Source organism: Paenibacillus ginsengihumi DSM 21568 (assembly GCF_000380965.1).
In the GTDB taxonomy this organism is placed as follows: domain Bacteria; phylum Bacillota; class Bacilli; order Paenibacillales; family NBRC-103111; genus Paenibacillus_G; species Paenibacillus_G ginsengihumi.
Genome location: NZ_KB905563.1, coordinates 4,899 through 30,577, shown reverse-complemented (window position 1 = coordinate 30,577; position 25,679 = coordinate 4,899). Strand labels below are relative to the sequence as shown.

21 protein-coding genes and 1 riboswitch are annotated in these 25,679 nt (G+C 58.5%); of the genes, 6 read left to right on the top strand and 15 right to left on the bottom strand.

The annotated features are described in order from the left end of the window. Positions 1 to 10 precede the first annotated feature (10 nt). Together F591_RS0110500 and F591_RS0110495 are read right to left on the bottom strand one after the other, a co-directional pair. Positions 11 to 1,018 (bottom strand): hydroxyacid dehydrogenase, encoded by a 1,008-nt coding sequence (locus F591_RS0110500; RefSeq protein WP_026326520.1) that lies wholly within the window; start codon positions 1,016 to 1,018, stop codon positions 11 to 13. A 207-nt stretch (positions 1,019 to 1,225) separates the two neighbouring features. Further along, positions 1,226 to 3,379 (bottom strand): YhgE/Pip domain-containing protein, encoded by a 2,154-nt coding sequence (locus F591_RS0110495; protein WP_019534555.1) that lies wholly within the window; start codon positions 3,377 to 3,379, stop codon positions 1,226 to 1,228. A 307-nt stretch (positions 3,380 to 3,686) separates the two neighbouring features. On the opposite strand from F591_RS0110495, the gene F591_RS0110490 reads away from it, so the two are divergent. Continuing rightward, entirely contained in the window at positions 3,687 to 4,481 is a 795-nt protein-coding gene (locus tag F591_RS0110490; RefSeq protein WP_019534554.1) for a VOC family protein, read from the top strand. A 20-nt stretch (positions 4,482 to 4,501) separates the two neighbouring features. On the opposite strand, the gene spoVB is transcribed toward F591_RS0110490, so the two are convergent. Next, entirely contained in the window at positions 4,502 to 6,073 is a 1,572-nt protein-coding gene (gene spoVB / locus F591_RS0110485; protein ID WP_019534553.1) for a stage V sporulation protein B, read from the bottom strand. A 379-nt stretch (positions 6,074 to 6,452) separates the two neighbouring features. Next, a riboswitch (TPP riboswitch) is annotated at positions 6,453 to 6,554 on the top strand. A gap of 144 nt (positions 6,555 to 6,698) precedes the next feature. Between spoVB and tenA the strand changes: the two genes are divergently transcribed. Both tenA and F591_RS0110470 read left to right on the top strand, forming a co-directional pair. Beyond that, positions 6,699 to 7,394 (top strand): thiaminase II, encoded by a 696-nt coding sequence (tenA, locus tag F591_RS0110475; protein WP_019534551.1) that lies wholly within the window; start codon positions 6,699 to 6,701, stop codon positions 7,392 to 7,394. 203 nt (positions 7,395 to 7,597) lie between these two features. Then, complete coding sequence (locus F591_RS0110470) at positions 7,598 to 8,737, top strand: glycerate kinase family protein (RefSeq protein WP_019534550.1); 1,140 nt, start codon at positions 7,598 to 7,600, stop codon at positions 8,735 to 8,737. 94 nt (positions 8,738 to 8,831) lie between these two features. Here the strand turns inward: F591_RS0110470 and F591_RS0110465 are convergent, their stop codons facing one another. The 6 genes from F591_RS0110465 to F591_RS0110440 all read right to left on the bottom strand — a co-directional run bounded on the left by F591_RS0110465 (position 8,832) and on the right by F591_RS0110440 (position 14,600). Next, positions 8,832 to 9,419: a type 2 periplasmic-binding domain-containing protein gene (locus F591_RS0110465; RefSeq protein WP_019534549.1), complete on the bottom strand. Its 588-nt coding sequence runs from the start codon at positions 9,417 to 9,419 to the stop codon at positions 8,832 to 8,834. A gap of 127 nt (positions 9,420 to 9,546) precedes the next feature. Next, complete coding sequence (locus tag F591_RS0110460; RefSeq protein WP_019534548.1) at positions 9,547 to 10,875, bottom strand: ABC transporter substrate-binding protein; 1,329 nt, start codon at positions 10,873 to 10,875, stop codon at positions 9,547 to 9,549. A gap of 39 nt (positions 10,876 to 10,914) precedes the next feature. After that, positions 10,915 to 11,742 (bottom strand): carbohydrate ABC transporter permease, encoded by an 828-nt coding sequence (locus tag F591_RS0110455; protein WP_019534547.1) that lies wholly within the window; start codon positions 11,740 to 11,742, stop codon positions 10,915 to 10,917. A gap of 14 nt (positions 11,743 to 11,756) precedes the next feature. Further along, positions 11,757 to 12,629 (bottom strand): carbohydrate ABC transporter permease, encoded by an 873-nt coding sequence (locus F591_RS0110450; RefSeq protein WP_019534546.1) that lies wholly within the window; start codon positions 12,627 to 12,629, stop codon positions 11,757 to 11,759. Next, entirely contained in the window at positions 12,626 to 13,714 is a 1,089-nt protein-coding gene (locus F591_RS0110445) for an ABC transporter ATP-binding protein (RefSeq protein WP_019534545.1), read from the bottom strand. Before F591_RS0110445 ends, F591_RS0110450 begins: the two co-directional genes overlap by 4 nt. 40 nt (positions 13,715 to 13,754) lie before the next feature. Then, on the bottom strand, positions 13,755 to 14,600 hold the full coding sequence (locus tag F591_RS0110440; protein WP_019534544.1) for a metallophosphoesterase family protein: 846 nt from the start codon (positions 14,598 to 14,600) through the stop codon (positions 13,755 to 13,757). A gap of 284 nt (positions 14,601 to 14,884) precedes the next feature. Here F591_RS0110440 and F591_RS0110435 point away from each other — a divergent pair, with 284 nt between their 5' ends. After that, positions 14,885 to 15,973, top strand: coding sequence for a sulfate permease (locus F591_RS0110435; RefSeq protein WP_019534543.1), 1,089 nt, complete (start codon positions 14,885 to 14,887; stop codon positions 15,971 to 15,973). A 94-nt stretch (positions 15,974 to 16,067) separates the two neighbouring features. Here F591_RS0110435 and F591_RS0110430 read toward each other — a convergent pair whose 3' ends face one another. From F591_RS0110430 to F591_RS0110410, 5 genes are all read right to left on the bottom strand, one after another. Beyond that, complete coding sequence (locus F591_RS0110430) at positions 16,068 to 17,150, bottom strand: Gfo/Idh/MocA family protein (RefSeq protein ID WP_019534542.1); 1,083 nt, start codon at positions 17,148 to 17,150, stop codon at positions 16,068 to 16,070. 126 nt (positions 17,151 to 17,276) lie between these two features. Further along, positions 17,277 to 18,257 carry a Gfo/Idh/MocA family protein gene (locus F591_RS0110425; protein ID WP_026326519.1) on the bottom strand — a complete coding sequence of 327 codons (981 nt, stop codon included), beginning with the start codon at positions 18,255 to 18,257 and terminating at the stop codon, positions 17,277 to 17,279. Positions 18,258 to 18,383: 126 nt separating this feature from the next. Beyond that, positions 18,384 to 19,103, bottom strand: coding sequence for a response regulator transcription factor (locus F591_RS0110420; RefSeq protein WP_019534540.1), 720 nt, complete (start codon positions 19,101 to 19,103; stop codon positions 18,384 to 18,386). Between the two features lie 191 nt (positions 19,104 to 19,294). After that, entirely contained in the window at positions 19,295 to 21,091 is a 1,797-nt protein-coding gene (gene pnpS / locus F591_RS0110415) for a two-component system histidine kinase PnpS (protein ID WP_026326518.1), read from the bottom strand. 254 nt (positions 21,092 to 21,345) lie between these two features. Further along, positions 21,346 to 22,893, bottom strand: a complete 1,548-nt coding sequence (locus tag F591_RS0110410) for a fumarate hydratase (protein ID WP_019534538.1) — start codon at positions 22,891 to 22,893, stop codon at positions 21,346 to 21,348. A gap of 239 nt (positions 22,894 to 23,132) precedes the next feature. Between F591_RS0110410 and F591_RS27795 the strand changes: the two genes are divergently transcribed. Continuing rightward, on the top strand, positions 23,133 to 24,281 hold the full coding sequence (locus F591_RS27795; RefSeq protein ID WP_019534537.1) for a polysaccharide deacetylase family protein: 1,149 nt from the start codon (positions 23,133 to 23,135) through the stop codon (positions 24,279 to 24,281). A 161-nt stretch (positions 24,282 to 24,442) separates the two neighbouring features. Beyond that, positions 24,443 to 25,042: a 5'-deoxynucleotidase gene (gene yfbR / locus F591_RS0110400; protein WP_019534536.1), complete on the top strand. Its 600-nt coding sequence runs from the start codon at positions 24,443 to 24,445 to the stop codon at positions 25,040 to 25,042. Between the two features lie 126 nt (positions 25,043 to 25,168). On the opposite strand, the gene F591_RS0110395 is transcribed toward yfbR, so the two are convergent. Next, positions 25,169 to 25,591: a hypothetical protein gene (locus F591_RS0110395; protein WP_019534535.1), complete on the bottom strand. Its 423-nt coding sequence runs from the start codon at positions 25,589 to 25,591 to the stop codon at positions 25,169 to 25,171. Positions 25,592 to 25,679 lie beyond the last annotated feature (88 nt).

Sequence of the window (25,679 nt, the reverse complement as noted above, 5' to 3'; positions counted from 1 at the left end):
CGGGAGCGGCCTAAGCCATCGTCGCGGCCCGCTCGCGGCGAATTTCCCACTGCAGGGGCTGGCCATCGACAAAGCGCCTCAGTTCCTCGACCATGTACATCCCCATGCGCTGGCATTCGTTCACCGTCATGCTTCCGGCAATATGCGGCGTCAACATCACGTTGGGCAGAGTGAACAGCGGAGAGTCCGGCTCCGGCGGCTCGGGGTACGTGACGTCGAGCACCGCCTGCAGATCGGGCCGCTTCCTTAGCGCCTCGATCATCTCCTGCTCGCGCACGACCGCCCCCCGGGCCGTATTGATGAACGAGGCTCTCCGCTTCATCGAAGCGAAATGCTCGCCGGTAATCAGGCCTTCGGTCTCCTTCAGCCACGGCGTATGCAGCGTGATGACGTCGGACCGGCGGAACAGCTCCTCCAGGCCGCACATCTCCACGCCGAGCGCCTCTCCCTGCTCCTGCGAGACGTACGGGTCATATGCCAGCACATGCAGATCGAACGGGCGCAGCAGCTCGCGGACACGCCGGCCGATCATCCCCAGCGATACGATCCCGACCGTGCTCCCGCAAGTGCCCGGCAGCTCCCCTCCCCATTCGCGCATCACCCCGTAATTGCGGTCCTGCTTGACCCGCTGCGCCAGCAGCCAGCCGCCGCGCAGCAGGAACAGGATCTGCGACAGCACATACTCGGCGACCGGCACCGCATTGGCGGCATAGGCGCTGGTGATCGGAATATTCCGGTCCCAGAAGTCCTCCGTCACCATGCTCTTCACCGAGCCCGCCCCGTAGAAGACGGCCTTGAGCCGGGGAGCGGCTTCCAAGAACGAAGCATCCAATTTCGGTCCGCCCCAACCGGAGAAAATGACCTCCACGCCTTCAAGCAGAGCCTCATGATCGCGGACCGTCCGCGCGTCCAACTGCGGGCCCAAAATATGCACGTGCTTCTCGATTTCCTTCCTGACCTCGGGCGTGTAAATTTTGCGGCAAGCCTCATCGTGCAAGATGAAAAGTCCGTTCAGCATTCGTCTTCCTCCCTGCGCATTCCGTCTGATGCTTTCGTAAAGCGCTTCCATTCCAGGAATTGTTCTCCGCTTTTGCTATTACACCCAACATCATAGTTCAGTTTCCTGCGCTTGTAAATGTTTACTTTTCTCCGGGAAGACGAGCCGAACATTGGCCGCCAGCAAAGGCGGGAGAGGCCCGGTCCGCCTCTCCCGATCGGCGTGATGCTAATGGATCAAGCCGCTTTCCTTCGCCTTGGCAACGAACGGCTCGCTCGTCCGGTTAATGATCCGCTTCAGAGCGAGTCCGATCAGCAGCGCCAGCCCGGCGTATACGACGAGCGCCAGCAGATCGCGCAGGACGATATCCCACAGAATGCCGCCGACCGCCTCGCGCATCATACTGATGGCATAGGTGAACGGCAGGAACGGATGGATCGCCTGGAAAAAAGGCGGCGTCACCTGGATCGGGAACGTCCCGCCCGAGCCCGCCAGCTGAAGAACGAGCAAAACGATCGCCAGAGCCTTGCCGACATTACCGAAGACGGACACCAGCGTATAGACAATGAGCATAAAAACGGTGCTGAGGAGCAGCCCGAACAGTACGAACCACAGCTTCTCCGCTACATAGGTACCCAACAGAAAAATGTCGCCAAGCGTCACGAACAGCGACTGCAGCAGCGCAATGGTCAAGAAGGTCAGGTAGCGTCCGAAATAAATGTGCCAGCTCTTGTACTCGCCCTCAAGGCCGTGCACCTCCACCGTCAGCAGCGATACGAGCAGCAATGCGCCGACCCACAGCGACAGGGTGGTAAAAAACGGCGACATGCCGGAGCCGTAGTTCGGAATCGGAAACAGCTTGTTTTCCTTCAGCAGGACAGGCTCGGCGAAAAATTCGCTCTCCTTCTCGAAGTTGTTTTTGAGCAGGTCGATGATTTGGCGAAGATCGCCTTCCGCCTCCAGCGCCCTGAACCGGTCGGCCAGCTGGACGACTTTCGCTTCCGCCGCAGGAAACTCCCGCCGGATCGCCTCCAGTTCTTGGCCAACGGCGGCAATTTCCTTCAGCGCATCGCCGGCAATCCGCTCCGCTTCCGGGATCGTCTTCTCCGCGGCGGCAAGCGCATCCCGGGCCCGCGCCAGCGATTGCTTGGCCGCCTCCGCCCCCTGCTTCACCGCCGGGACAATCTCGCTATCGTAGCGGGCGAGTACATTGTCCAGCGCCGCCGACGTTTCTTTCGCCGCCCGGTTCAGCTCGTTCACCAGCTCCTGCGCCGGCGTTTCGCCCTTCGCGACAGCCTCCCGAATTTGGCTGACGAGCTCATTCTGCCGCTGCAGCCGATCCTTCGCCTGCTGCAGCCGATCAATCGCCGGGGACAGCCGGTTGCCCGGAACGAGCCCATTCAGCTTGTCCAGCAGCGCGATCAGCCGATCCGCCCCGTCTGCGGCAATCGTCAGCCTGCGCGAAGCGATGCCAAGGGCGGCCTCGGCGTGCTTCGCCGCATCCGGCTTCAGCTCCTGCATCACGCCCGTCAGCAGCTCCGCATAACCGGCAGTCTGCTGCAGCAATAAAAGATCCTGCTTGAGATTCGGCGCGATGGCATCGACGGCTTCCGAGCCCTTCCCGATATACTCCGCCGCCCCTTGAGCGAGCCGCTGCCCTTCCCCGGCGATCCGCTCTACGTCCGGGATGCGCGACTGAATTTGCGAAGCGATCCGCTCAGCCGACGCCGCGTCGTTCGCGGCGGTATCGACGGCGAGTCGGATATCGGGGAGCGCAGCCTCCAGCCGGAAGACGACCTCCCGCACCTTCTCGATGGTCGGAAGCTCGTTTTCCAGCTCGATGCCGATGTCGTTGAATACTTGGAAAATAGCGCCGTTGGCCGTTTTGATAAAAGTGCGGCTGATTTCCTCCACGATTCCCGATGCGCCCTTCGAAGTGATTTTCGGGGAAATCGCATTGATTTTCTCATTGACATCGTACAAAATCTCCGCCTTCACCGGCTCATCCGTCAATACGGTGGCGATGTTCGCCGAAAAATCGGCGGGGATCGCGATTGCCGCATAATAGTCCCCGTGCATTACCCCGCGAAGCGCTTCCTCCCGGTCGACGAAGGTCCAGCCCATCTGGCCGTTCGCCCGCAGCGACTCAACGACCTGCTCCCCGATGTTGACGGGATGGCCGCGAAGCTCCGCCCCCGCGTCATCGTTGGAAATTGCGATGGCAATGCCGCTCGTTTGGCCGTAAGGGTCCCAGGACGCTTTAATGTTGAACCAGGCGTAGAGGGAAGGCATGCAGACGAGTCCAAAAATGATGATAAGGGCAGCCCAATTGCTGGCGATCTTGCGCAGATCGAGGGCATAGATGTGTGCAATTTTGTTCATTCGCTTCTCCCTGTCATGTTCTTTTCTCTATATCACCCCATTAGTATGGCACAAAATCCAATATTTGAATTGAAATTATCATAAGCCTATTGCATTTAGGGTTAGGTTGTTTTTCCATGCATTTCATGGTAAGATCATTTCATTCATCTTTGAAATGAATAGGTATTCGCGCACATATAGGGCGCACACTCCTTAGGGATCGTGTGCGCTTTTTTATTTTAAGGCAAGTGTAAGACTAAACAACCTTACAAGTAAGAATGCTTGGCCTATTCAACAAAACGAATAAAAACTCGAGGGGAGATTAACCATGAACAACATTCGCAAAATAGGGGAGTTGTGCTGGTTGGACATAAAAACATCCGATATGACAACCTCCAAATTGTTTTACAAAAAACTGTTCGGTTGGGAGTATCATGATGAGAATTGGCCGCATAAAATCTACACCATTATACGAAAAGACGGTGATCGTCTTGGCGGATTAACGGATTTAAACCTGGCACCATTGCCTCTTGGGACAGCCCCGCACATTAGCGTGTATATTGCTGCTCATTCTGTCGATGACATGACGGAAAACTGTGAAAAGTTCAACGGCCAGGTGCTTGTCGAACCGTTTGATTTGGAAGACCTCATGCGTATGTCTGTTATTCAGGAACCCGAAGGGGCTGTCTTTTCTTTATTGGAGAAAGGTACTTTTCAAGCGATGAACGCGGAGCCTAGAAAAGAAGGCGTGCCTTGCTGGTTCGAGTTAATTACACCCGATTTAAGTAAATCGGCAGCCTGTTATACTCAAAGCCTCGGCTGGACATTATCCGCTTCGGAAAAAGCTTCCGATCAAAGCTTGTACATCCAATGCGGGGAACAAGTTATCGGGAAAATGACCGCTTCTTCCAGGGAGCGTCCCCCCGAATGGGTAGTATATTACAACGTAAATTCCATCGAGCACGAGGCAGAACGCACACCAGCCCTGGGGGCGCAGCGCCTTGCGGATATTCGGGAGATTTGCGCATATAGGCAAGGCAGCGATATTCGCCGATTCAGCCGGAATGACATTCGGTCTTTTGGCATATGCGAACTGATTGATCTGTTGCCCGGCTCCCCATAAGCGGACGGCCGGGCATGACGTTATATTTTGGAGATGATGGTCCGCCCGGGCCCTTCCTTGTTCCCGAGCTGGATCGCTCCGCTGGCCAGCGCGGAGGCAAGGTACACGGCCAGCGATACCCCGATGGAGCCTGCGAGCACCCACAGCATGTCATAGCCGGCGCCGTGCAGGAAGGCGAACGTGCCCTGTCCGGCAAACGCCATGGCTACGAGACACAGTCCGGCCTTCACGTACTGCCGGAGATCCAGATAGAAGCCGATATACCCGGAAAGCGCAAAAAAGTTGAGGAAAGCAATCAGACAAGTTCCGAAATTGATACCGAGCGCGACGCCGTAAATGCCCCATTCCGAGCCGAAAATGAAAATCGCAATCGCCTTGAGCAGCGTCGCCATGATGAAGTTCCACATCAGCGTCTTCACCTTGCCCAGCCCGAGCAGGATGGCGTGAAGCGGAGCCTCCAAATAATGCAGCAGGAAGACCGGCGCCAATATTTTGATCAGCAGCCCCGCTTCCGGCGCGTGGTAGATCAGGCCTGTCAACTGCTCCGCCCACATATACAGGATGAATGTACAGGGAGCTCCGATAATGAAAGCGATGCGGATCGCCTGATCCATGCGCTGATGAATCAGTTGGGCGTTACGGCCGGCATTTGCCTCGCTGATCGCCGGAATGAGCGCTGAGGATAACGAATGCACGATGAAGGTCGGAAAGACGAGTAGCGGAAAAGCATAGCCGACCAGCAATCCGTACTGCTTGGTCGCGGCGGCGGCGCCGATGCCGGCGACGGCCAGGCTTTTGGTAACCAGCAGCGGCTGAAGCCCGTGGTAGATCGATTCGATGAATCCTTGCCCTGTCGTAGGCAGGCCGATCTGCAGCAGCTCATACAGCGTGCGCTTCCGCTTGCCGCCTGCGGCCGGTGCCGATTCCGGAGAGCTTGATTGTGCGGCCGCGGCCTTTCTTTTATACGCCGAATAAGTCAACGTCAAGTACAGCAAGCCGGCCCCTTCGCCCATGACCGAAGCGAGCATGGCCCCGGCCGCCGCATATTCGATTCCGCGCGGCAGCAACACTTGAACCAGAGCGGCAATCAGGGCGATTTGCACCGTATTCTCGATAACGTCGGAGAACGCGATCGGCTTCATGTTTTGCTTGCCGCGAAAATAACCTTTGAGCACGGCCGAAACGGCCACGAGCGGCGCGATCGGAATCAGCGCCAGCATGGCGTAATACGCCCTTTGATCGGCCAAAATCAGCGAAGCGATCGACTTGGCCCCGAAGAACGCGGTCAAGACGAGCACGATGCTGATCGATACCGTAATCGACAGCGACACCTTCAGGATTCGCCTAATCTTTGCCGTATCGCCCTGCGCTTCCGCCTCGGCGACCAGCTTGGAGATGGCAACGGGCAGCCCCAGACTGGTCAACGTGATCATCATCGGTACGAGCGGATGAGCCATCATGAGCAGACCGATGCCCTCGGGCCCCAAAAATCTGGCCAAAATAATGCTGTTCAGAAAACCGAGAATTCGCGTGACGAATGCCGCCCCCGTCAAAATGAAGGTGCCGCGCAAAAACGTTTGTTTATTAGTCATAAAGGTGCACATCTCCATCATTGACCGACTTGCATTATATATATTTCAGGACGGCCCATTGTATGCGTACAAGCATCCGGAGGGAGCGCAGGACGGCCTTTGCGGGACGTTATTTTGCAGGGGGCAGCGTGGTACGGCATCCGCGGGGCCGATAACGCCTCGGCGAGGCGTTATTTCGCGTTTCGGGGCCGCGAGGCGCCGCGTGGCACCCTACGCAGGGCCGATAACGCCCTGGCAAGGCGCTATTCCGCGGTCGATACCGCTTGCGACCTCGTTTAAGACCCTGGCAAGGCGCTATTTCTCCGGCCGATCGGACAAATCCAGATTGCCCTCAAGGCCACGCGATGGTAGAATGTACCTGTCAATCAAAAATACGATGGAATGCCACTAGGGGAGCCGCAAGGCTGAGACGGAACGCGCTTCCGGACCCTTCGAACCTGATCTGGGTTATACCAGCGTAGGAAAGTGGAGCCGCTCTGCTTGCCCACGATCTCTTGGGCTATGGGACGCGCAGCCTCTCCGCTTTTCGGCGGAGGGGCTTTTTTCGATTTAAAAATGGACGTAACTCCCGCGCTCTCCGCCGCCCGTGCTCCCCCTTGTGCCGCTTCCGAAGGGAGATGTTCCAATGAGCTTTACCGAAAAGTTGAGAGCCAAAGCCGAGCCGATCTTCGAAGCGAATTACCGGCATCCGTTCATCCGCGGCATTGCGGACGGCAGCCTGAAGCCGGAGCAATTGATTCATTACGTCAAGCAGGATTTCGAATACTTAAACGCTTATGTCCGCGTATACGGTCTGGCCATATCCAAATGCGCCAATCGCGAAGATATGGCGATGTTTCAGGAAAAAATCGGCTTCGTACTGAACAGCGAGACGCACCCGCATCATAATTTCTGCCAGCAGGCCGGCGTCCGTTACGAGCAGCTGCAGGGCTACCCGCTCGCCCCGGCCGCCCATCACTATATTCGCCATATGCTGACGGTAGCGCACGAAGGAACGCTGGGGGAAATTTTTTGCGTGCTGCTGCCCTGCCCCTGGATTTACTGGGAGATCGGCGTGCGGCTGACAGAGGAGATCCGGCCGACCGAGGATCATCCTTATTACGACTGGATAAGCTTCTACGCCTCGGAGCGCATCGGGGACAATACGCGCCACCTGTGCCGGAAAATCGACGAATGGGCGGAGCACGCGCAGGAATCCGAACGAAGCCGGATGGAGGAGGCCTTCATGCTGAGCGCGCAGATGGAATACATGTTCTGGGACATGGCCTATCATGTGCAGGATTGGCCGATCCCGCTCGGCGCCGCGGCGGCGGTGAAGTAGCTTCCCCGAATACTCGGGAGCACGATCCGGAGGCGGAATGCGCCACGGAGAGGCCGAGGCGCTCCGCGGCAATCGCCGCTGCCCGAGGCCGACGGACAAGCCCTTCGCGATAATCTGTCGCAATGGGCTGTTCCCTTCGCGGTTGTCCTGTGGTAGCATGAAGCATAGATCGCGAAAAATCATACAGCCATATGGAGGGAACCATGAAAGTCCTCATTGCAATCGATTCGTTCAAAGGCAGCGTCAGCTCCGCCGAGGGCAGCGAAGCCATCGCTTCAGGGATTCATGCCGTATATCCGGATGCGGATATCGCCCAGGTTCCGCTGGCGGACGGCGGCGAAGGCACGACGGAAGCGCTCGTTCTGGCGACAGGCGGACGGTTCGTCAGCGCCGAGGTGAGCGGCCCGCTGCAGGAGCCGGTATCGGCTACATACGGAATCTTAGGCAGCGGCCGCACCGCAGTCATCGAGGTCGCCGCGGCCTGCGGCCTGCCGCTTGTGCCGGAGGCGCGCCGCGATCCGCTCGTCACGACGACGCTGGGCGTCGGCGAGCTCATCCTGGATGCGATCGGCCAAGGCTGCCGCGAATTTGTCATCGGCCTCGGTGGCAGCGCTACCAACGATGCCGGCATCGGCATGCTGCACGCCTTGGGCTACCGCTTTTACAGCGAGCGCGGCGAGCTGTCCTCGTTCGGGGGACAAGCGCTGGCGGACATTCGCCGCATCGATGCCTCCGGCGCGCATCCGCTGCTGAAGGAATGCTCGTTCCGGATCGCCTGCGACGTGAACAATCCGCTGTACGGGCCGAATGGCGCGGCTTATGTATACGGGCCGCAGAAAGGGGCTTCCCAGGCCGTAGTCGAGCAGCTCGACCGCGGGCTGGAAAGCTTCGCCCGGACCGTCCTGAGCGAGCTCGGCCTCGATATCGGCTCGCTCGAAGGCGCGGGCGCTGCAGGCGGGCTCGGCGCGGCGTTCGCCGGATTTCTCCAGGGCCGGCTCGAATCCGGCATCGGGCTTGTGCTCGATGTCGTCGGCATGGAAGAGAAGCTGCGCGGCGCCGATATCGTCATCACCGGCGAGGGCAAGCTGGACGGCCAGACCTCGATGGGCAAAGCCCCGCTGGGTGTCGCCTCGCTGGCGAAGCAGCACGGCATTCCCGTCATCGCTCTGGCCGGGGGCGTCACCAAGGAAGCGTCTGCGCTGAACGAGGTTGGCGTCACGTCCTATTTCTCCATCGTGGGCGCCCCGATTTCATTGGAGCAGGCGATGGACCCGGCGAACGCCCGCGACAACTTGCGCAGGACGGCAGAGCAGCTGTTCCGCCTGATCCGCGCCGTCAAGTAAGCGGTCGGCATCGGCCATCGGCTGCAGCGGCAAAGAAGCTCCAGTCCGCTTCCTCTTGCGGCGGTCTGGAGCTTCTCCCGCTTGCGTCATCGGCTTATTTCGCCATTTCCGAGGCCAGCAGCTTGTCGATCTCCTCTTCGGCCTTTCGCAGGGTGCTGTTAATGTCCGTATTTCCTTTGACGAACTCACGGATTTCCTCATACAAGAGACCTTCCGCCTGCGTGTCGAGCCTGGTCTTATGCGGCGTCGCCGCGAACTCATTTTTAAACACCGAATAGTAATTTTTGCCCTCGACCGGGGCGGCGGAGCCGAACGCCTGCTTGATCTCCTCGTTTTTCAGAATGGGCATCATGCCCTTGCGCGAAATTTCCATTTGATACTCGTCAGAGATCAAGTATTTGATGACTTCCATCGCCTCATCCTTATGCTCGCTCATCTGCGTTACGAAAAAATACGTCGGATAAGCCTGCGAGCCGACTCTGGGCGCTTCCTTCAAGGTCGGCAGCGACACCATGTCCCAGTTCACGTCGCCCATATCCTTCGTTCGCACGCTATAGCTGGACAGGAAGACGGACATCGCCACGCCAGCCGTCATCAATTGATCGAGCGTATCCCCTTTGTCCAAAATGTAACGGATCGAATAGTTCGGAAACTTGCGGCGGACGTTTAGAATGAAATTCAAGACGAAGACGAGGAATGAAACAAGTATCTCTTGCGCTTTGATTCTGTAGAGGGTTTAAACATGCTCATCGGTAAAAAAACAAGCCCTCCCCTTCGCCGGGAGGGCCGTACACCAGGCTTCGCTTGCTTTATTTGTTCAGCAGCTTCTCCGCCTTTTCCCCCGCTTCCGCAATCGCCTGCTCGGCGGTCAGCGACGGATCGACGACCGCGCGGGAGATTTGGTCCTTCAAAATCTTGGAGATCTCGGGATACTCCTTCAGCATCGGACGGGGTCTGGCATGCTCGAGTTGATCGACCGCCACCTTGAACAGCGGCTTCTCGGCATACAGCTTCTTCATTTCTTCGCTGTCTACGGCCGACAGGCGGCTCGGCAAATAGCCGGTGTACGTGCTCGCGTAAATGGTCTGCTCCTTGGACGTCATCCATTTGATGAATTTCCAGGCCGCCTCCTGCTTTTCCTTGGGCAGCTTGGCCGACATGACCAGGTTGCACCCGCCGGTCGGGACGCCGTAGCTGAGGTTGGCCGGCATGAAGCTCGCGCCGAGCTCAAAGCCGGAATCGTTCGCCACCTGCATCAGCTTGGTCAAATCCGCCGTTGACGTGAACAGCATGGCCGAGCGCTGGTTCTGGAAATCCGTCTTGGCCTGCGTGCCCGCATCGTCCGTCGTCGGAATGCGGATAATGCCTTCGTTTTTCAGCTTCAGCCAATACTTCAGCACCTCTATGCCGGCCGGCGAATTGAACGCCGCTTTTTTGCCGTCCTCGCTGATCATCGTGCCGCCGCTTTGGGCGATGAACGCCTCATAGTACCAAATGCCCGCTTCCATCGTCATGCCGACGCGCTGGCCGGGCACGGTCGTTTTGCGGGCGTATTCCTCGAACTCCTGCCAGTTTTTCGGCCCATTCGGATCAAGCCCCGCTTCCTCGAGCAGCGTCTTGTTCAAGTAAAGCAGCGGCGTGCTGCGCAAATAGGGAAGCGCGTACAGCTTGCCGTCGACATAGGAGTTGCCCATGAGACCAGGGTTGAAGTCGCTCATGTCGAGACCGTCCCGCTGCACGAACGGCGTCAAATCCTCCGTCATGCCGGCCTTGGCGAAGACGCCGACCGACGCGATCTCGTTCTGCCATACCTCCGGCGCGTTGCCCGCCGCAAAAGCGGCCTGCGCCTTGGCGTGCTGCTCGTCGTAGTTGCCCTGGTAATGCGCCTTGACGACGATTTCGTCCTGCGATTCGTTGAACATTTTGACCAGATTCTCGTTATTCTCGCCGATCTTGTCTCCCCAGGAGTACCAATAATTAATCTCGATCTTGGGCTTCTGGCCTCCGGACGCGTCAGCTCCCGAGGACGAAGCGCCGCTGGAGGGCCCTGTCCCGGAACCGGTCTCGGAGCCGGTCCCACAGGCGGTCATCGACATAGCCAAAGCGGCGGACATACCGCAAATCGCGATTTTTCTCATGATCATACCTCCATGAACGGATGGAATTGAACACTGCGATTACTTGACTCCCGAATAGACGAAGGCTTGAATGATGTGCCGCTGAGCGACGAAAAACACGAGCAGAATCGGGACGACCAAAATCATGTTGCCGGCCATCAGAATATGCCAGGCGGTACCGCCGTCGACCTCCCTGATCTTGGAGATGCCGATCGGCAGCGTTCGAGCCGCGTCGGTCGTCGTCATGACGAGCGGCCAAAAATAATCGTTCCAATGGGCGATGAAGCTGAACAAAGCGAACGTCACCAGGGCGGGCCTGGCCATCGGCACCATGATGCGGAAGACGATCTTCCACTCCGACGCGTCGTCCAGCCTCGCGGCCTCCAGCAGCTCCTCCTGCACCTGCTTGAATGTCTGCCTCAGCAGAAAAATACCGAACGCACTTGAGGAAAAGGGCAGGATCAGCGCAAGCAGCGAATCGAGAATGCCCCACCGGCTCATCAGCAAATAGACGGGCAGGAAAATCAGCTGCCCGGGAATCATCAAGGTGATCATCGTCAGCCCGAACAGCAGCTTTTGGCCCCTGAACTGGTATCTGGCAAAAGCGTACGCCGCGAAGACGATCGATACGAGCTGCAGCAGCAATATGCTTACCGACACGATGACACTGTTCAGGAAGTATTTCAGGAACGGCCCCGAATTCCAGGCTCTGGCGAAATTGTCCCAGCGCAGCTCCGCCGGAATCCACTTCGGCGGGAACAGCACGGTCTCGCTGTACGTTTTGAGCGAGGTCGAGACCATCCAGACGAACGGAACGACAAAGACGGCCACGAGCAGCAGCATGCCGGCGAAGTTTGCCGCTTTGAAAGCGAGTCTGGCTACAGGCATCCTTGAGGTCTCACCTACCGATAATGAACTTTTTTGGACAGCAGCTTGAAATAGAGGAGCGTCAGCAGGCCGATCACGGCCAGCAGCACGACGCCCGCGGCGGAAGCGTAACCGATCTTGAAGAACCGGAAGCCGTACTGATAAATGTAATACACGAGCGTGTTGGTCGAATTGACCGGCCCGCCCTGCGTCATGATCGCGATCGTCTCAAATACTTGAAACGACCCGATCAGATTGATAATGACCAGGAAGAACAAGGTCGGGGACAGCATCGGCAGCGTGATCCGGCACCAGGTGGTCAGCCGGCTCGACTCGTCGAGCTCCGCCGCCTCGTACAGCTCGCTCGGAATGCTCTGCAGCCCGGCAATGAATACGAGCGTGTTGAACCCGACGCCTTTCCATACGGCGACGAGCACGAGCGACAGCAGCGAGCTGTCCGGATGGCTCAGCCACTCCAGTCTGGGCAGGCCGATTGAAGCCAGCAGCCAGTTAAGCAGGCCGAACTGGGGATCCATCAGCCACATCCAGACCAGCGATACGGACACGAGGGAAATGATGTGCGGGCTGAAGATCGCCCCCTGCACGATGCCGTACAGCACCCCCTTGCGGTTCAGCCACAAGGCGAGAAATAACGAAACGACGATCGTGAGCGACACCGTCATCAGCGTATAGTTGAACGAGTTGCCCAGCACCTCGATAAACTCCCTGCTGCCCGCCAGCTCCGCAAAGTTGTCCAGGCCCACGAACGGCTTCTCCGGGCTGACGAAGTCCCACGAATGCACGCTCAAATAGATCATGTAAAAGATCGGATAAATAAAGAACACGCCAAAGGTGACGATCGACGGGGCGACCATCGCGTACGGGCGGACAAGGCGCCACACATTCATCGGAAGGCTCCTCCCGCCGCCGCCATCGCCATCGGCCCGGCCTCCGGAAGCTTCGCCCTGCGGTTTCTCTCTCCGTTCCGGTCAAAAAAATAGAGGGCGGAATGCGGCACGGACACGTAGACGTCCGCCGCCTGCTCCAGCGGCTTCAGAAAGCTTTTGACGTACAGCGGGCCGGCTCCGGACCTTAGCTGGTAGACGATCTCCGCTCCCAACGTCTCGCGCGTCGTAATGACGGCGGGAAAGTGCAGGCATCCCGGATTTTTCTCGTGGACAATCGCCGCCTGCTCCGGGCGAAAACCGACGTAATACGGCTCTCCGTCCGCCCGCAGCCGGTCCATTCCTTCCACTTCGCCGCACTTCAGCACGTTCATGGGCGGCGTGCCGATAAATTGGGCAGCGAACAGATTGGCCGGATCGTGATAGACGTTCATCGGGCTGTCGGCCTGCTGCACCCGTCCTCCGTCCATAATGACGATCTGGTCGCCCATCGACATCGCCTCGACCTGATCGTGCGTCACATAGACGAAAGTCGCGCCGAGCCGCTGGTGCAGCCCGATCAGCTCGCTTCGCATCTGGTTTCTCAGCTTGGCGTCCAGGTTGGACAGCGGCTCGTCCATCAGGAAAACGTCCGGACTCTTGACCATCGCCCGGGCGAGCGCGACCCGCTGCCGCTGTCCGCCAGAGAGCGACTGCGGCTTTTTATGAAGATAGTCGCTCAAGCCGACGATTTCCGCAATGTCGCGAATGAGGCGCTCCCGCTCCGGCTTCGGCACCTTGCGGTTTTTGAGCCCGAACTCGATGTTTTCCTTCACTGTCATCATCGGATACAGCGCATAGTTCTGGAACACCATGGCCACCCGGCGCTTCCCCGGCTCGACCTCATTGACGCAGCGGTCGCCGATCCAGATGTCGCCTGCCGTCTGCTTCTCAAGTCCGGCAATCATGCGCAGCGTCGTCGATTTTCCGCAGCCCGACGGCCCAACCAGCACCGTGAATGATCCGTCCTTAATCGTCAAATTGAGGTCGTGGACGACTTTTTCCTGACCGTAGCTTTTCTCGATGCCGTTCAACGTAATTTGCGCCACTGTCCCCACCTCCGCTTCGGTTTATGCTCCGGCCGACTGCTTAAGCCCGCTGTCCGGCAATTTCCGGAAGTTCGACTGTCAGCTCCCAGTCGGACGCTTCTCCATTCGCCTCGGCAATGGGGCTGAAGCCCGGCATATTCCTGTGAAAGCGCGCGATATGCTCGGCAAGCTCCGCCTCCTCAAGGCGATGCATCCGCACGTCCAGCCGGCCGTCCTTCAGCTCGACGATGCGGAACGCAGGCACGTCGAGGCATGCCGCCGTTTGAATGAAGTGCCAGTTGTCCCGCCTGACAATGGAATGGATATGGTTGTGTCCGCAGAAGTAAAAACCGGGGCCCTGCTTCCGCTTCAACGCCGCCTCGATCTCAAGCCGGGGTTCGACCGACAGCTTCTCCAGCGTCGAGCGGGCGGTTGTCCCGTACACGGGGTGATGAGCAAAGACGAGAACCGGCTTCTCGCCCGAGCGATCGAGCTCGACCTCCAGCCAGGCGAGCTGCGCTTCGTCCAGCTCCCCGCCCCAATCGCTGCGGTTCATCTCCTTCGCCGTATCCAGCACGAGGATTGTCGCTTCGTCCCGCTCGATGGCCAAATACCGCGGCTGGCCCGTCAGCGCCTCAATCTGCTCCTTCGGCAGCGAATACGCATCGTGATTGCCGATCGCATGAAGGAACCGGCGATCGCTACCGCCAATAACGGTATACACGAAGTTCAGCTCTTCGGGATCGCCTTCATGCGTCAAGTCTCCCAACGAGATGTGGTGATCGGCGTCCAGCTCCAGAAACCGCTCCAACATGAAGCTGAACGCGCTATCCCGCGCACTCTGCATTTCTTCCGTTCCATCCTCCATCCGGGAATAATGAAAATCGCCCAACACTACTAATTTCATCACCACAGACCTCCAAGCTTCGCGGGGACGAACCCCTATTTTTTTCCTTAGCGTTCATTTCATGGATCATTATAAATCCCCGGACGATTAAAATGGTTACGTGCATGTAAACGCTGCATTAAATAGGCGATAAAAATTCGTAAAGCCGCACAGGCAGCGGACGGACATTTTATTCGTATAAGACAAAAATCATTCGCATATAAAGATTGACATATGAATTTCATCCAAGTTACAATAACTGTACAATTCAAAGCGGTATACTTGGTTATATTGGGGGCGTCAGCTTGTATTATACTTTGGCAGCCATCGTTATTGCTTTATTCTTCGCCATGAATATCGGGGCGAGCGGAGCAGCCGCAGCCATGGGCGTAGCTTATGGCAGCGGTGCGGTCAAACGTAAATTCGTCGCCCTTCTCCTGGTCGCCGTCGGCGTATTCCTGGGCGCTTACCTCGGCGGAGGGGAAGTGGTGAAGACGCTGGGCTCCGGCATTATTCCTTCCGAATTGCTAACGGTTCAATTGGTGATCGTCATTTTGCTGTCGGCTACCTTGACCTTGTTCGGGGCGAATCTGATGGGCATTCCCTTGTCCACCAGCGAGGTGACCGTCGGCGCCGTGGTCGGCGTCGGCGTCGCGTATCAATCGCTGTACGTCAACAACATTCTCGTCATCGTGTCGTTCTGGCTGATCGTGCCGTTGATCGCGTTTGCGCTGGCGTGGGGGGCGGGGTACCTGATCCGTTACCTGGAGCGCCGCGACGAACGCTGGAAGGGCGTCGGCGCCGGCCGATGGCGGACAGTTCTCACGCTGCTCGTCGTCTTGGCCGGCTTCACCGAAGCGTTCTCCGCCGGCATGAACAATGTGGCGAACGCGGTCGGCCCGCTCGTCGGAGCCGGTCTGATGAGCACGAAATCAGGGGTGCTGTGGGGCGGATTGTTCGTTGCGCTCGGAGCGATTCTGCTCGGCGGCAAGGTGCTGGAGACGAACGGCAAAAAAATAACGAACATGTCACTCTTGCAAGGCATTTTCATTTCCGGAACCGGAGGTCTGCTCGTGATTATCGCCTCGCTCTTCGGCATCCCGGTGCCACTGACGCAAATCACGACGACGGCCATTGTCGGGATGGGAACCGCCGAGCACGGCTTCCGGCTATGGCAAAAGGGCATTATCTCGAAAATCGCCAAAGTGTGGATCGTCTCTCCGGTGCTGTCGCTCGTCGTCTCCTTCACCTTGGTGCATCTGGCGATCATCCCTTCCCCTTACACGCTGGTGGCGCTCGTCTCGCTGCTCGTTGCCGCAGTGGGCGTGAAAAGTCTCTACGATACGATTCAAAAAGAAAAACGGGAAATCAACGAAAACGGCGGCGGCATCTAAGCGAGCGTGCCCGGCGCTTTATTGGAAACGCCAAAGCCCGGCTTTCCCTTGGCGGAAAGCCGGGCTCTGCCTGCTTGCAGGCTGCCCGCAGCAATCAATCGAAATAGACGGCCTTGCCGGTCTTCGCGGATTCGTAAATCGCTTCGAGAATTTCCGACACGACGCAGGCCTGCTCCGGAGTAACGACCGGGTCCGTGTCCTGCTCGATCGCCCGAAGCCATTCGCGCGCTTCCAGATCAGCCGGGCTTTCCTTGCGGCCGTCGTAGAAATCGACCCCTTTGGCGTCCAGCTGAATCTGGTTCATAAACAGACGACTGTGCTTCTCGCCATTGATCCTCAGGCCGTCCTGCATATCGGCTCCGCCTTCCGTTCCGCACAGCGTCGTCCTCGCTTCGCCGGTGCTCAGCGTGTTGAGCGCCCAGCTCGACTCGAGCATGATGGTCGCGCCGTTCTTCATGACGATCATGCCGAACGCCGAATCCTCGACCGTAAACTTGGCCGGATCCCACGGTCCCCACGCATTGGCCGCATTTTGCCGCTGGGACAGCTTATGGAACGCCGTGCCGAGCACGACCTTCGGCTCGTAGTTGTCCATCATCCACAGCGTCAGATCGAGCGCATGAGTTCCGATATCGATCAGCGGGCCGCCGCCCTGCTTCTCCTCATCCAGAAAGACGCCCCAGGTCGGAACGGCGCGGCGGCGAATCGCATGCGCTTTCGCATAGTATATCTCGCCGAGCTCTCCTTCGGAGCAAATTTTCTTCAAATACTGGCTGTCGGCGCGAAAACGGTTCTGGTAACCGATCGACAGCTTGCGTCCCGTGCGCTTCGCCGCATCCCGCATCCGGCGGGCGTCGGCGGCGGTTTTGGCCATCGGCTTTTCGCACATCACATGCTTCCCGGCCTCCATCGCAGCGATCGAAATATCCGCATGAGAGTCGTTCGGCGTGCAGACGTGAACGACCTCGATCGACTCTTCCTTCAGCAGCTCCCTGTAATCGGTGTATACTCTGGCGCCGGGAACGCCGAATTTATCGGCCGCTTCTCTCGCCCGCTCCTCTACGATATCGCAGAAAGCGACCATTTCCGCATTCGGCTGATTTTTGAGTGCAGGCATATGCTTGCCGTGAGCGATGCCGCCGCAGCCGATTATTCCGATTTTGAACGTTTTGGACATGGCGAATTCCCTCCTACCGTTGATGATAACCCGACATTAGTATAGACAAAGATCGCCCAAAAAGATATTTCAAAAATGGCGCTTCTTATATCCGATTTTGCCCTCCGGCAAACCGCATGGCCTCATCTAGCCGACGGGGCATCTTCGGCCTGTCCGCGCCGCTGCAAACAGGGCGTCCATCGCCAAGCTTTGGCTCACCGCGTCATCCGCCCCGGGGTGCTCCACCGATTGTCCGAAAACCGCCTCAGCGAAACGTTCCGCCTGCACCCGAAACGGAGTAATCCGGTCCGTCGTCCAAGACTGCTCCTCGGTGCCGATCCGGCAGCGGATCGTCAGCTCCTGAGCCGTGACCGTGAAATCGGCGCTTAGCCGCCCCTTCGTCCCGAGCAGCTCGAAAAAGCTGCCATGCGGCATATCCATCGCCGCCTCGATATGCGCCGTCCGTCCGTCGGCAAAATACAGCGCGCCGACAAATCGCCGGTCGACGCCGTGATCCGGGTCGATCACCGCGTAACCGTCCGCCGCTATCGGCTCCCCGCCAGCGAAAAATCTGGCCCACGAGACCGGATAACACCCGACGTCATAAAGCGCCCCGCCGCCCCACGCCTTATTCCAGCGCGTGCTGTCGGCTCCCGCTACAAAGGAAAAGTGGCCGCGGAAGTGCAGCCATTCCCCGACCGCCCCGGCGTCCGCCAGCCGCTTGATCGCCGCGTAGGCGGGATGGTGCCTCCAGACGAACGCCTCCTGGACCAGGACGCCGCTGCGCCGCGCCGCTGCGGCGATCTGTTCCGCTTCCCGGGCATTCAGCGCGAACGGCTTCTCCACGAGCACATGCTTGCCCGCCTCGCACGCCTTGACGGCCCACTCCGCGTGCAGATGGTTCAGCAGCGCGATGTAAACCGCGTCGATCGCCGGGTCTTCGATCAGCGCCTCATAAGATTCATATGCTCGCGGAACGCCGTACATCCCGGCAGCCTGCCTGCCGTTCTCCGGCGTCCGTCCGGCCACTCCGTGCCATACGCCATTGCCGCTCTGCTGCAGGCCCGGCCCAGCTTTGGACAAAATCCGTCCAGTCCCGAGCACCCCCCAACGCAACTTACCGCCCATCCGCTCATCATCCTCTCGACAAATTTCCCGGGAAATGGAGATATAGGTTAACCAATGCATCGCCGAAAACAAAAAAACGGGAGTCTCCGCCATGAAGCAAGCTCCCGTTGTCATCTCGCGCGCGAATCAAGACTTTTTCAATTGATGCGTGACCAGCTTGTAGCCGACGCCGCGAATCGATTCGATCTGCACCGACTGCTGGTTCATCTCCAGCTTCTTGCGCAAGGAGCTGACATGCACGTCCACGGTGCGCTGGCCGCCGATATAGTCGAACCCCCACACGATGTTCATCAGATCGTCCCTTGTGACGACGACGCCCGGACGCTGCACGAGATACAGCAGCACCTCGAACTCCTTGGGCCGCAGCGGGATCGACTCCCCGTGCAGCACGACCTCGTATTTCTCAGGGTAAATGCTCAGTTCCCCTACGGTGATGACCTTCTCGCCGGACCCGCCCTTCTCCTGCAGCTGCTCCTCCGACATCGTGCGGCGCAGCACGGCGGATACGCGGGCCAGCAGTTCGGCGACGCCGAACGGCTTCGTGATATAATCGTCGGCGCCGAATTTCAGCCCTTGCACGACCTCGTCCTCCGCATTGCGCGCCGTCAAAATGATGACCGGCGTTTTGTTGCCTTTTTGCCTCAGCTTGGACAAAATTTCAAATCCGTTCATCCCGGGAAGCATGATATCCAGCACGATCAGATCGAACTGCTGTTGCATCGCCGCCTGCAGCCCGTCGCTTCCGTGATCGACGACCTGGGTCTCGTAGCCTTCCTGGGTCAAGTTGTAGGATAGCAATCTGGCCAACGTCGGCTCGTCTTCGATAACCAATATTTTCTGTGACATATGGGAAACCCCCGGAATTCATACTTTCATCGTCAAGACTATCATAGCATGAATTGCCCGGCGAATTGTTAACGTATTGTAAAAATTAGCGAAACAAGCCTATTCGCCCGCTGGCTCGCCGGCCCGCCTTCGTGCTCGAACGGTCGCGCGACGGTGCCGGGAGGCGCTCCCCTTTCGGAGAGCGGTCTTGGTCAATGCACAATCGGCAGATCGATGATGAATTGGCTGCCCATGCCGACCTCGCTTTCGACGCGAATCGTCCCCTTGTGCAGCTCCACCAGGTGCTTGACGATGGACAGCCCGAGCCCTGTGCCGCCGGAGCCGCGCGAACGCGCCTTATCCACCCGGTAGAACCGTTCAAAGATGCGGGGCAGGTCTTTCTTGGGAATGCCGATGCCGGTATCGGCAATCGTCAGCCGCACATAATCGGGCTCCGTTCCTTCGCCGCCGCTTACGATCTGCTCGGCTTTGACGCGAACCTTGCCCCCTTCCGGCGTATAGTTGATTCCGTTGGACAGCAGGTTGATCAAAATTTGGCGCAGCCGGTCCTCGTCCGCTTCCATATAGATGTCTTCGGGCACCTGCATGTCGAGCTCGATCGATTTTTTGACCGCCTCGGTGTTCATCACGTTCAGACAATGGCTAACGAAGGTGTGCAGATGGACCGGAGAAAACTGCAGCGGAATCCTCTTCGACTCGATCTTCGACAGCTCGAGAATATCTCCGATCAGCCGGTTCAACCGTTCACTTTCGTCGAAAATAATTTGCAGGAACGACCGCGCCGTCTCCTTGTCGTTCAGCGCGCCGGCCAGCAGCGTCTCGGCAAACCCTTTGACCGCGGCGATCGGCGTCTTCAGCTCGTGCGAGACATTGGCAACGAACTCGCTGCGCATGCGCTCCAGCCGCCGTACGGCGGTAATGTCGTGCAGCACGATCAGCAGGCCTGCCCATTCCTCTTCCGCCGGGCTGAGGGGGATCAGATGAATTTCCAGAATCCGCTCGGACGGATAATAGAAAATCATCTCTTCTCTAATATGCTCCCGGATTTCGAAGCATTCCTGGATGAGCTGGGTGAATTCGTACTGCTGCTTCGCTTCGTCGTATTTTTTGCCAAGCAGCTCCTGCGACGAAAAGCCTAGAATTTCCTCCGCCGACCGGTTGAGCAGCGCGATATGGCCGTCCCTGTCGATCATGATGACGCCGCTGACCATATTTTCCAACACGCTCTTCAGCCTGCTCTCATTCTCCAGAATGCGGTTCATCTGCAGCTGCAGGCTGTCCGCCATCCGGTTAATGGCTTGGCCGAGCTGTCCGATCTCGTCCCGCTTGCGGATATGCACGCGCGATTTGTAGTTCAGATTCGTGATCTGCTGGGCGACGCGCGTCACCTGCTCGATCGGCCGGGTGATGCCGTAAGCGACGCGGTAGCTGATCAGGCCCGCGATGGCGAACACCGCCAGCAGTCCGGCAAGCAGCACGAACCATACATTGCGGATCGACTTCTCCACCTCGCCCAGACTCATGGCCAGCCGCAAATATCCTTTCGTTTCGCCGCCGTCCTTCAGCGGAACGACGACGTACAGCATGTTGCGCTTGATCGTCTCGCTGTACCGCTGGACGTAGCCGACCCCGGACCGTTCGGCGTCGATGACCTCCTGGCGGTTCAGATGGTTGTCCATGCCGGATGCCGCATAATCGGAGTCGCCGAGCACTTTGCCGTCGGCGCGAATGTAGGTGACGCGGGCGTCGGCCGACTTTTTCAGCTTGATGGCGAGGTCCGTGTAATATTGAATCTGTTCCGCCTCGGTGCCGCCGCGGTTCCAATCGAACGTCACCTGAATGATGCGCAGCTCGCGGAGCATATTCGTCTTCAGCGCATCGATATGCGAGTCCTTTAGCATTTTGGCCATGAAGAGGCCTGCCGTCAATACGGAGGAACCGATCAGCACAATGAAAATAATCGTCAATCGGGCGCGAAACTGGTTCATCTGTTCCTCCCACCACACAAACGTTGTAATCATTATCGTACCTTTTGGGCATCCGGGACGCCAGTTATTTTTTTGTAAAGCTGCCGCCCCCCTCCCCTCCGTTTCACGGCAAAACGATACTTCCCGGTCGTTCCAAATCTCATCCGCCATCCGGCCAAAAATAATCCCGGCATCGCAAGCGATGCCGGGAAATGTGCGCGTATACGATCCATCAGCCGGAAGAGATGAGTTCTCCGCCGATCGGCCTCGACGAATTAGACGAACACCGGATCGCGGAACTTCTCCAGCTTCTCCCTGGACTCTTTATCCACGTCGGCGTGCAGGCTGTTGCCGTGCGAGTCCATCGTGACGATGGCGGCAAAGCCTTCGGTCTGCAGGTGCCACATCGCTTCGGGAATACCGAATTCCATGAAGTCGACGCCCTCGACCTTCTTGAAGCACTTGGCGTAATACTGCGCCGCGCCGCCGATCGCATTCAGATAGACCGCGCCGTGCTCCTGCAGCGCCTTGAGCGTCTTCGCGCCCATGCCGCCCTTGCCGATGACCGCGCGGATGCCGAATTTTTTGATAATGTCGCCTTGGTACGGCTCCTCGCGGATCGACGTCGTCGGCCCGGCCGCCTTGACTACCCAGCCGCCGTCCTCGTCCTTGGCCATGACCGGGCCGCAGTGATAGATCGCGGCGCCGTTTAGATCGACCGGAGAATCATGATCCATCAAATATTTGTGCAGCGCATCGCGGCCGGTATGCATCAAGCCGTTGATGATGACGATGTCGCCGACGCGCAGCTTGCGGATGTCCTCCTCGGAGATCGGCGTCGTCAGCACGACTTCCCGCCGCTCGCCCTGGGTCGCCGCTGACGCTGCCGCCTGGCCGTCCGCCTCGGTCTGCATCGGAACCGCCTCGCCCCGCTCGTAGACCCAATCCCGGATTTCGCCGGTCGATGCGTCGAGAACGACGCCTTGTCTGCGGAACGCCCAGCAGTTATAAGCGACGGAGACGAAGAAGCTGGCCGGCAGGCGGTTCGCGACGCCGACTTTGCAACCGAGCAGCGTCACTTGGCCGCCGAAGCCCATCGTGCCGATGCCGAGCTGGTTCGCGGTCTCCATGATATATTCCTCCAGCTTGCGCAGTTCCTCGTTCGGGTTCACGTCGTCGAGGCTGCGGAACAGCTGCTCTTTCGCCAGCTCGTAGCCGCTCGTGCGGTCGCCGCCGATGCCGACGCCAATGAAGCCGGCGCTGCAGCCTTGGCCTTGCGCCTGATACACCGCGTGCAGCACGCATTTGCGGATGCCGTCCAGATCGCGGCCCGCTTTGCCCAGGCCTTCCAGCTCACAGGGCAGGCTGTACTGGATGTTCTTGTTCTCGCAGCCGCCGCCCTTGAGAATCAGCTTCACTTCGATGTCGTCGCGCTCCCACTGCTCGAAGTGGATGACCGGCGTGCCGGGCCCGAGGTTGTCGCCGGTATTGGCGCCCGTCAAGGAATCGACGGAGTTCGTGCGCAGCTTGCTGTCCTTCGTCGCCTGGGCGACCGCCTCGCGGATTTGCCGCTTCATGACGATCTGGTTCGCCCCGACCGGACAGTGCACGATGAACGTCGGCATGCCGGTATCCTGGCAGATCGGCGAAACGTTGCATTCGGCCATCGTAATATTGTCGGCGATCGTAGACAAAGACAAAGCGGATCGGGTGCCTTGGTCTTCCTTGGCCCGGGCCGCTTGGATCGCGCGGCGGACGTCCGCCGGCAAGTTCGTTGATGTCTCGACGATCAGTTTATAAATGCTCTCTTGAAAATGCTGCATGACCATAATCTCCTTTCGCCTAAAAACCGTAATCAGCGCAACTTGAGTTCAGCTACCTCCTTCTATCTTATCACATCCGGACAAGGACCTGAATACTGAATTGCCTTCCCGGGCGTGCGGCGGCGCTCTCCACAGCGGGCCGTATTTCGCAGGCAGGAAATTGACATCCGTTCCGCGAATACTAAAGGCAAGCCGTTCATGCGGAGATAGCGATTATGAATCAAGGAGACTTTCTCACGATGCGAACTTACATCAGCAGAGCGCTCGCGCTGGGCGCCGCGGCGCTCCTGCTCCTCCTGCCGTCGCTCGGCGCCTCCCATAGCGAAATACGGTATAACGAGCAGGTCGCGGTGCTCATGTATCATCACGTCGACGATATCGCCCAGAGCTCGGGTACGATCACAACCGCGTTATTTCGCGAACAGCTCGCTTATTTGAAGAACAAGGGATACCGGTTTATCACGCTGCAGCAGTTCAAGGATTTCATGGGGGGAGCCACCGTGCCGCCGAATGCCGTGCTGGTGACGTTCGACGACGGATACGAGAGCTTTTATACGAACGCGTATCCGATTTTGGCAGAACTGCGCATTCCCGCCGTCAACTTCGTCATTACGCACGATATGGAGACGCAGCAAGCCTTGATTCCGGTCATGTCGCGGGAGCAGATTGCGGCGATGACCCGCGAGGCCGATTTCATCGATGCGCAGTGCCATACGCATCAACTGCATTACAAGCTTGAGGACGGCAGCGCCGCCTTGACCGGCCGGTTCGTCATGGAGGACGGCCGGCGGGAGGGCGAGGAGGAGTACAAGCGGCGGATCATCGCGGATACGCAGGCCTGCACGGCCAAGCTGTCCGAGCTGTCCCCAAGGCCCGTCGATACGTACGCCTATCCGTTCGGCATCAACGACGAGCTGTCCCGCGAATATGTGAAAGAAGCCGGCATCCGCTACGCTTTCACCATCTTCCCGGGGATGGCGACGCGGCAGACGAACGCGCTGCGGGTGCCGCGAATCAACGCGGGCCATCAATCGATCACGCCTGAAGGGCTGGAGCAGTCCATACTGCGGCGGGTCGAGCCGGCGGCGCGCGGCAGCCGGGAGATTCCGCTGACGGAAGCGCTCAGCCAAATTGGCGGACAGGCCGCGCTCGCCGCAGGCGGCGTCCGGATGGAGTACGAGGGCCGGGAATGGAACGGTCAGATCGGCAGCCGGAAGCTGGTTCATGCGGACGGGCAGAAGCTCTCGCTGCGCAAGCCGCTGCTATTGAAGGACGGCGTGCCGCACATCGATCCGGACGATTTTCAGCGGGCGTTCGGGGTGCAGCTCACCTACGATCCGGCAGCGCAACGCTTTACCGTCATACCGGCGCCATCCTTGGCGCGGTAGCGCCCGGATCGTCCGCAGCCGGCCGCTGGGCCCGTTCCGTCCCGTGGGATGACGGAAAGCCGCAGACCCTGCCTTAATAGTCCGCTACGGGACGATAGAACGCTCCTTATAGCGAGGCCAACCGCGAGCCCGCCGTACGGCAGCAGAAAGGGAGAAGCCGAATGGAAAGCCATTTTTTCGCATACATGTACCGCCTCCGGCTGATCGAGCGCTGGAGCCTGATGCGCAACGTCGTCAAGGAGAACGTGGCCGAGCATTCCTTCCATGTCGCCTTGCTGACGCATATGCTGTGCACGATTGCTAATGAAATTTTCGGCAAAAGCGTCGATACCGACCGGGCTGTCAGCCTGGCGCTCTTCCACGATGCCACGGAGACATTCACCGGCGATATTCCGACGCCTGTCAAGCATCACAACGCGAAAATTTTGTCCAATTTTCGCGAGATCGAGCATATGGCGGCCGAGCGGCTGCTCGATATGCTTCCCGCCGCGCTCAAGCGCGCCTACGAGCCCTTGATCGTGCCTGCCAACAACGCGGCTTCCCCGCATTCCGGCGAGCTGATGCGCTACGTCAAAGCGGCCGATCTGCTCGACGCCTATCTCAAATGCGTCACCGAGCTGTCGGCCGGCAACCGGGAGTTTACCGTCGCCAAGCGGCAAATCGGGCAATCGATTGAACAGCTGAATATGCCGGAGGTCCGATATTTTCTGGAGCATTTGGCCCCCAGCCTGGAGAAGACGCTGGACGAGCTGTCGGAATAGCTCGGGGTCTCCAGGATGAGCGACTAAGAAAACGTCTATCGACGTCCATTCAAGGAAGAGCGACCACAAAAAGAACCGTACAGACCCCGGAGGATCTATACGGTTCTTTGGCGCTACGCTTCCGGTCTACGAGTACATCGGAAACTTCATCAACGTAACGATCAGAAAATAAAGAACGCCGTTCACGATGCTGAGCGTCTTGATCGCGCCGATATATTGGCCGATTTTGGAGCCGGAATCGCTGTCCAAGGACAGCCGCATCCGCTTGCCCATAATGCCCGCAACGGCTGCGATAGCCAGAAACAATACGACGACAAGCACCATCCAAAGCACCGAGTACGGATTTTTGCTGATCAGATAACCCCCGGAAATGAACGCTACCCAGATCGCCCATTGGCCTGCGCGGTTCATGGCGAACAAGACGTGGAGAAATCCTGCCTGCTTGTCGCCGGACAAGGCGGACAGCCGTTGGCTGAGAAACGGCAGCAGCAGGTAGAACCCCATAAATATCGCGCTGAGAACGTGAAGATACAGAAACAGCTGCACCATGCGCGAACTTGCCTCCTTTGACTCTATTCTCCTATTTTGAAAATTTCTGCGGTATCCAGACGCTGAATTTTCAATACCGCAGGTGACG

Coding starts and splice junctions, on each gene's coding strand:
- F591_RS0110495 (WP_019534555.1), bottom strand. CDS start 3,379: ATGAACAAAATTGCACACATCTATGCCCTCGATCTGCGCAAGATCGCC.
- F591_RS0110500 (WP_026326520.1), bottom strand. CDS start 1,018: ATGCTGAACGGACTTTTCATCTTGCACGATGAGGCTTGCCGCAAAATT.
- F591_RS0110440 (WP_019534544.1), bottom strand. CDS start 14,600: ATGAAATTAGTAGTGTTGGGCGATTTTCATTATTCCCGGATGGAGGAT.
- F591_RS27795 (WP_019534537.1), top strand. CDS start 23,133: ATGCGAACTTACATCAGCAGAGCGCTCGCGCTGGGCGCCGCGGCGCTC.
- yfbR (WP_019534536.1), top strand. CDS start 24,443: ATGGAAAGCCATTTTTTCGCATACATGTACCGCCTCCGGCTGATCGAG.
- F591_RS0110430 (WP_019534542.1), bottom strand. CDS start 17,150: ATGTCCAAAACGTTCAAAATCGGAATAATCGGCTGCGGCGGCATCGCT.
- spoVB (WP_019534553.1), bottom strand. CDS start 6,073: ATGACTAATAAACAAACGTTTTTGCGCGGCACCTTCATTTTGACGGGG.
- F591_RS0110410 (WP_019534538.1), bottom strand. CDS start 22,893: ATGCAGCATTTTCAAGAGAGCATTTATAAACTGATCGTCGAGACATCA.
- F591_RS0110450 (WP_019534546.1), bottom strand. CDS start 12,629: ATGAATGTGTGGCGCCTTGTCCGCCCGTACGCGATGGTCGCCCCGTCG.
- tenA (WP_019534551.1), top strand. CDS start 6,699: ATGAGCTTTACCGAAAAGTTGAGAGCCAAAGCCGAGCCGATCTTCGAA.
- F591_RS0110490 (WP_019534554.1), top strand. CDS start 3,687: ATGAACAACATTCGCAAAATAGGGGAGTTGTGCTGGTTGGACATAAAA.
- F591_RS0110425 (WP_026326519.1), bottom strand. CDS start 18,257: ATGGGCGGTAAGTTGCGTTGGGGGGTGCTCGGGACTGGACGGATTTTG.
- F591_RS0110470 (WP_019534550.1), top strand. CDS start 7,598: ATGAAAGTCCTCATTGCAATCGATTCGTTCAAAGGCAGCGTCAGCTCC.
- F591_RS0110460 (WP_019534548.1), bottom strand. CDS start 10,875: ATGAGAAAAATCGCGATTTGCGGTATGTCCGCCGCTTTGGCTATGTCG.
- pnpS (WP_026326518.1), bottom strand. CDS start 21,091: ATGAACCAGTTTCGCGCCCGATTGACGATTATTTTCATTGTGCTGATC.
- F591_RS0110395 (WP_019534535.1), bottom strand. CDS start 25,591: ATGGTGCAGCTGTTTCTGTATCTTCACGTTCTCAGCGCGATATTTATG.
- F591_RS0110420 (WP_019534540.1), bottom strand. CDS start 19,103: ATGTCACAGAAAATATTGGTTATCGAAGACGAGCCGACGTTGGCCAGA.
- F591_RS0110455 (WP_019534547.1), bottom strand. CDS start 11,742: ATGCCTGTAGCCAGACTCGCTTTCAAAGCGGCAAACTTCGCCGGCATG.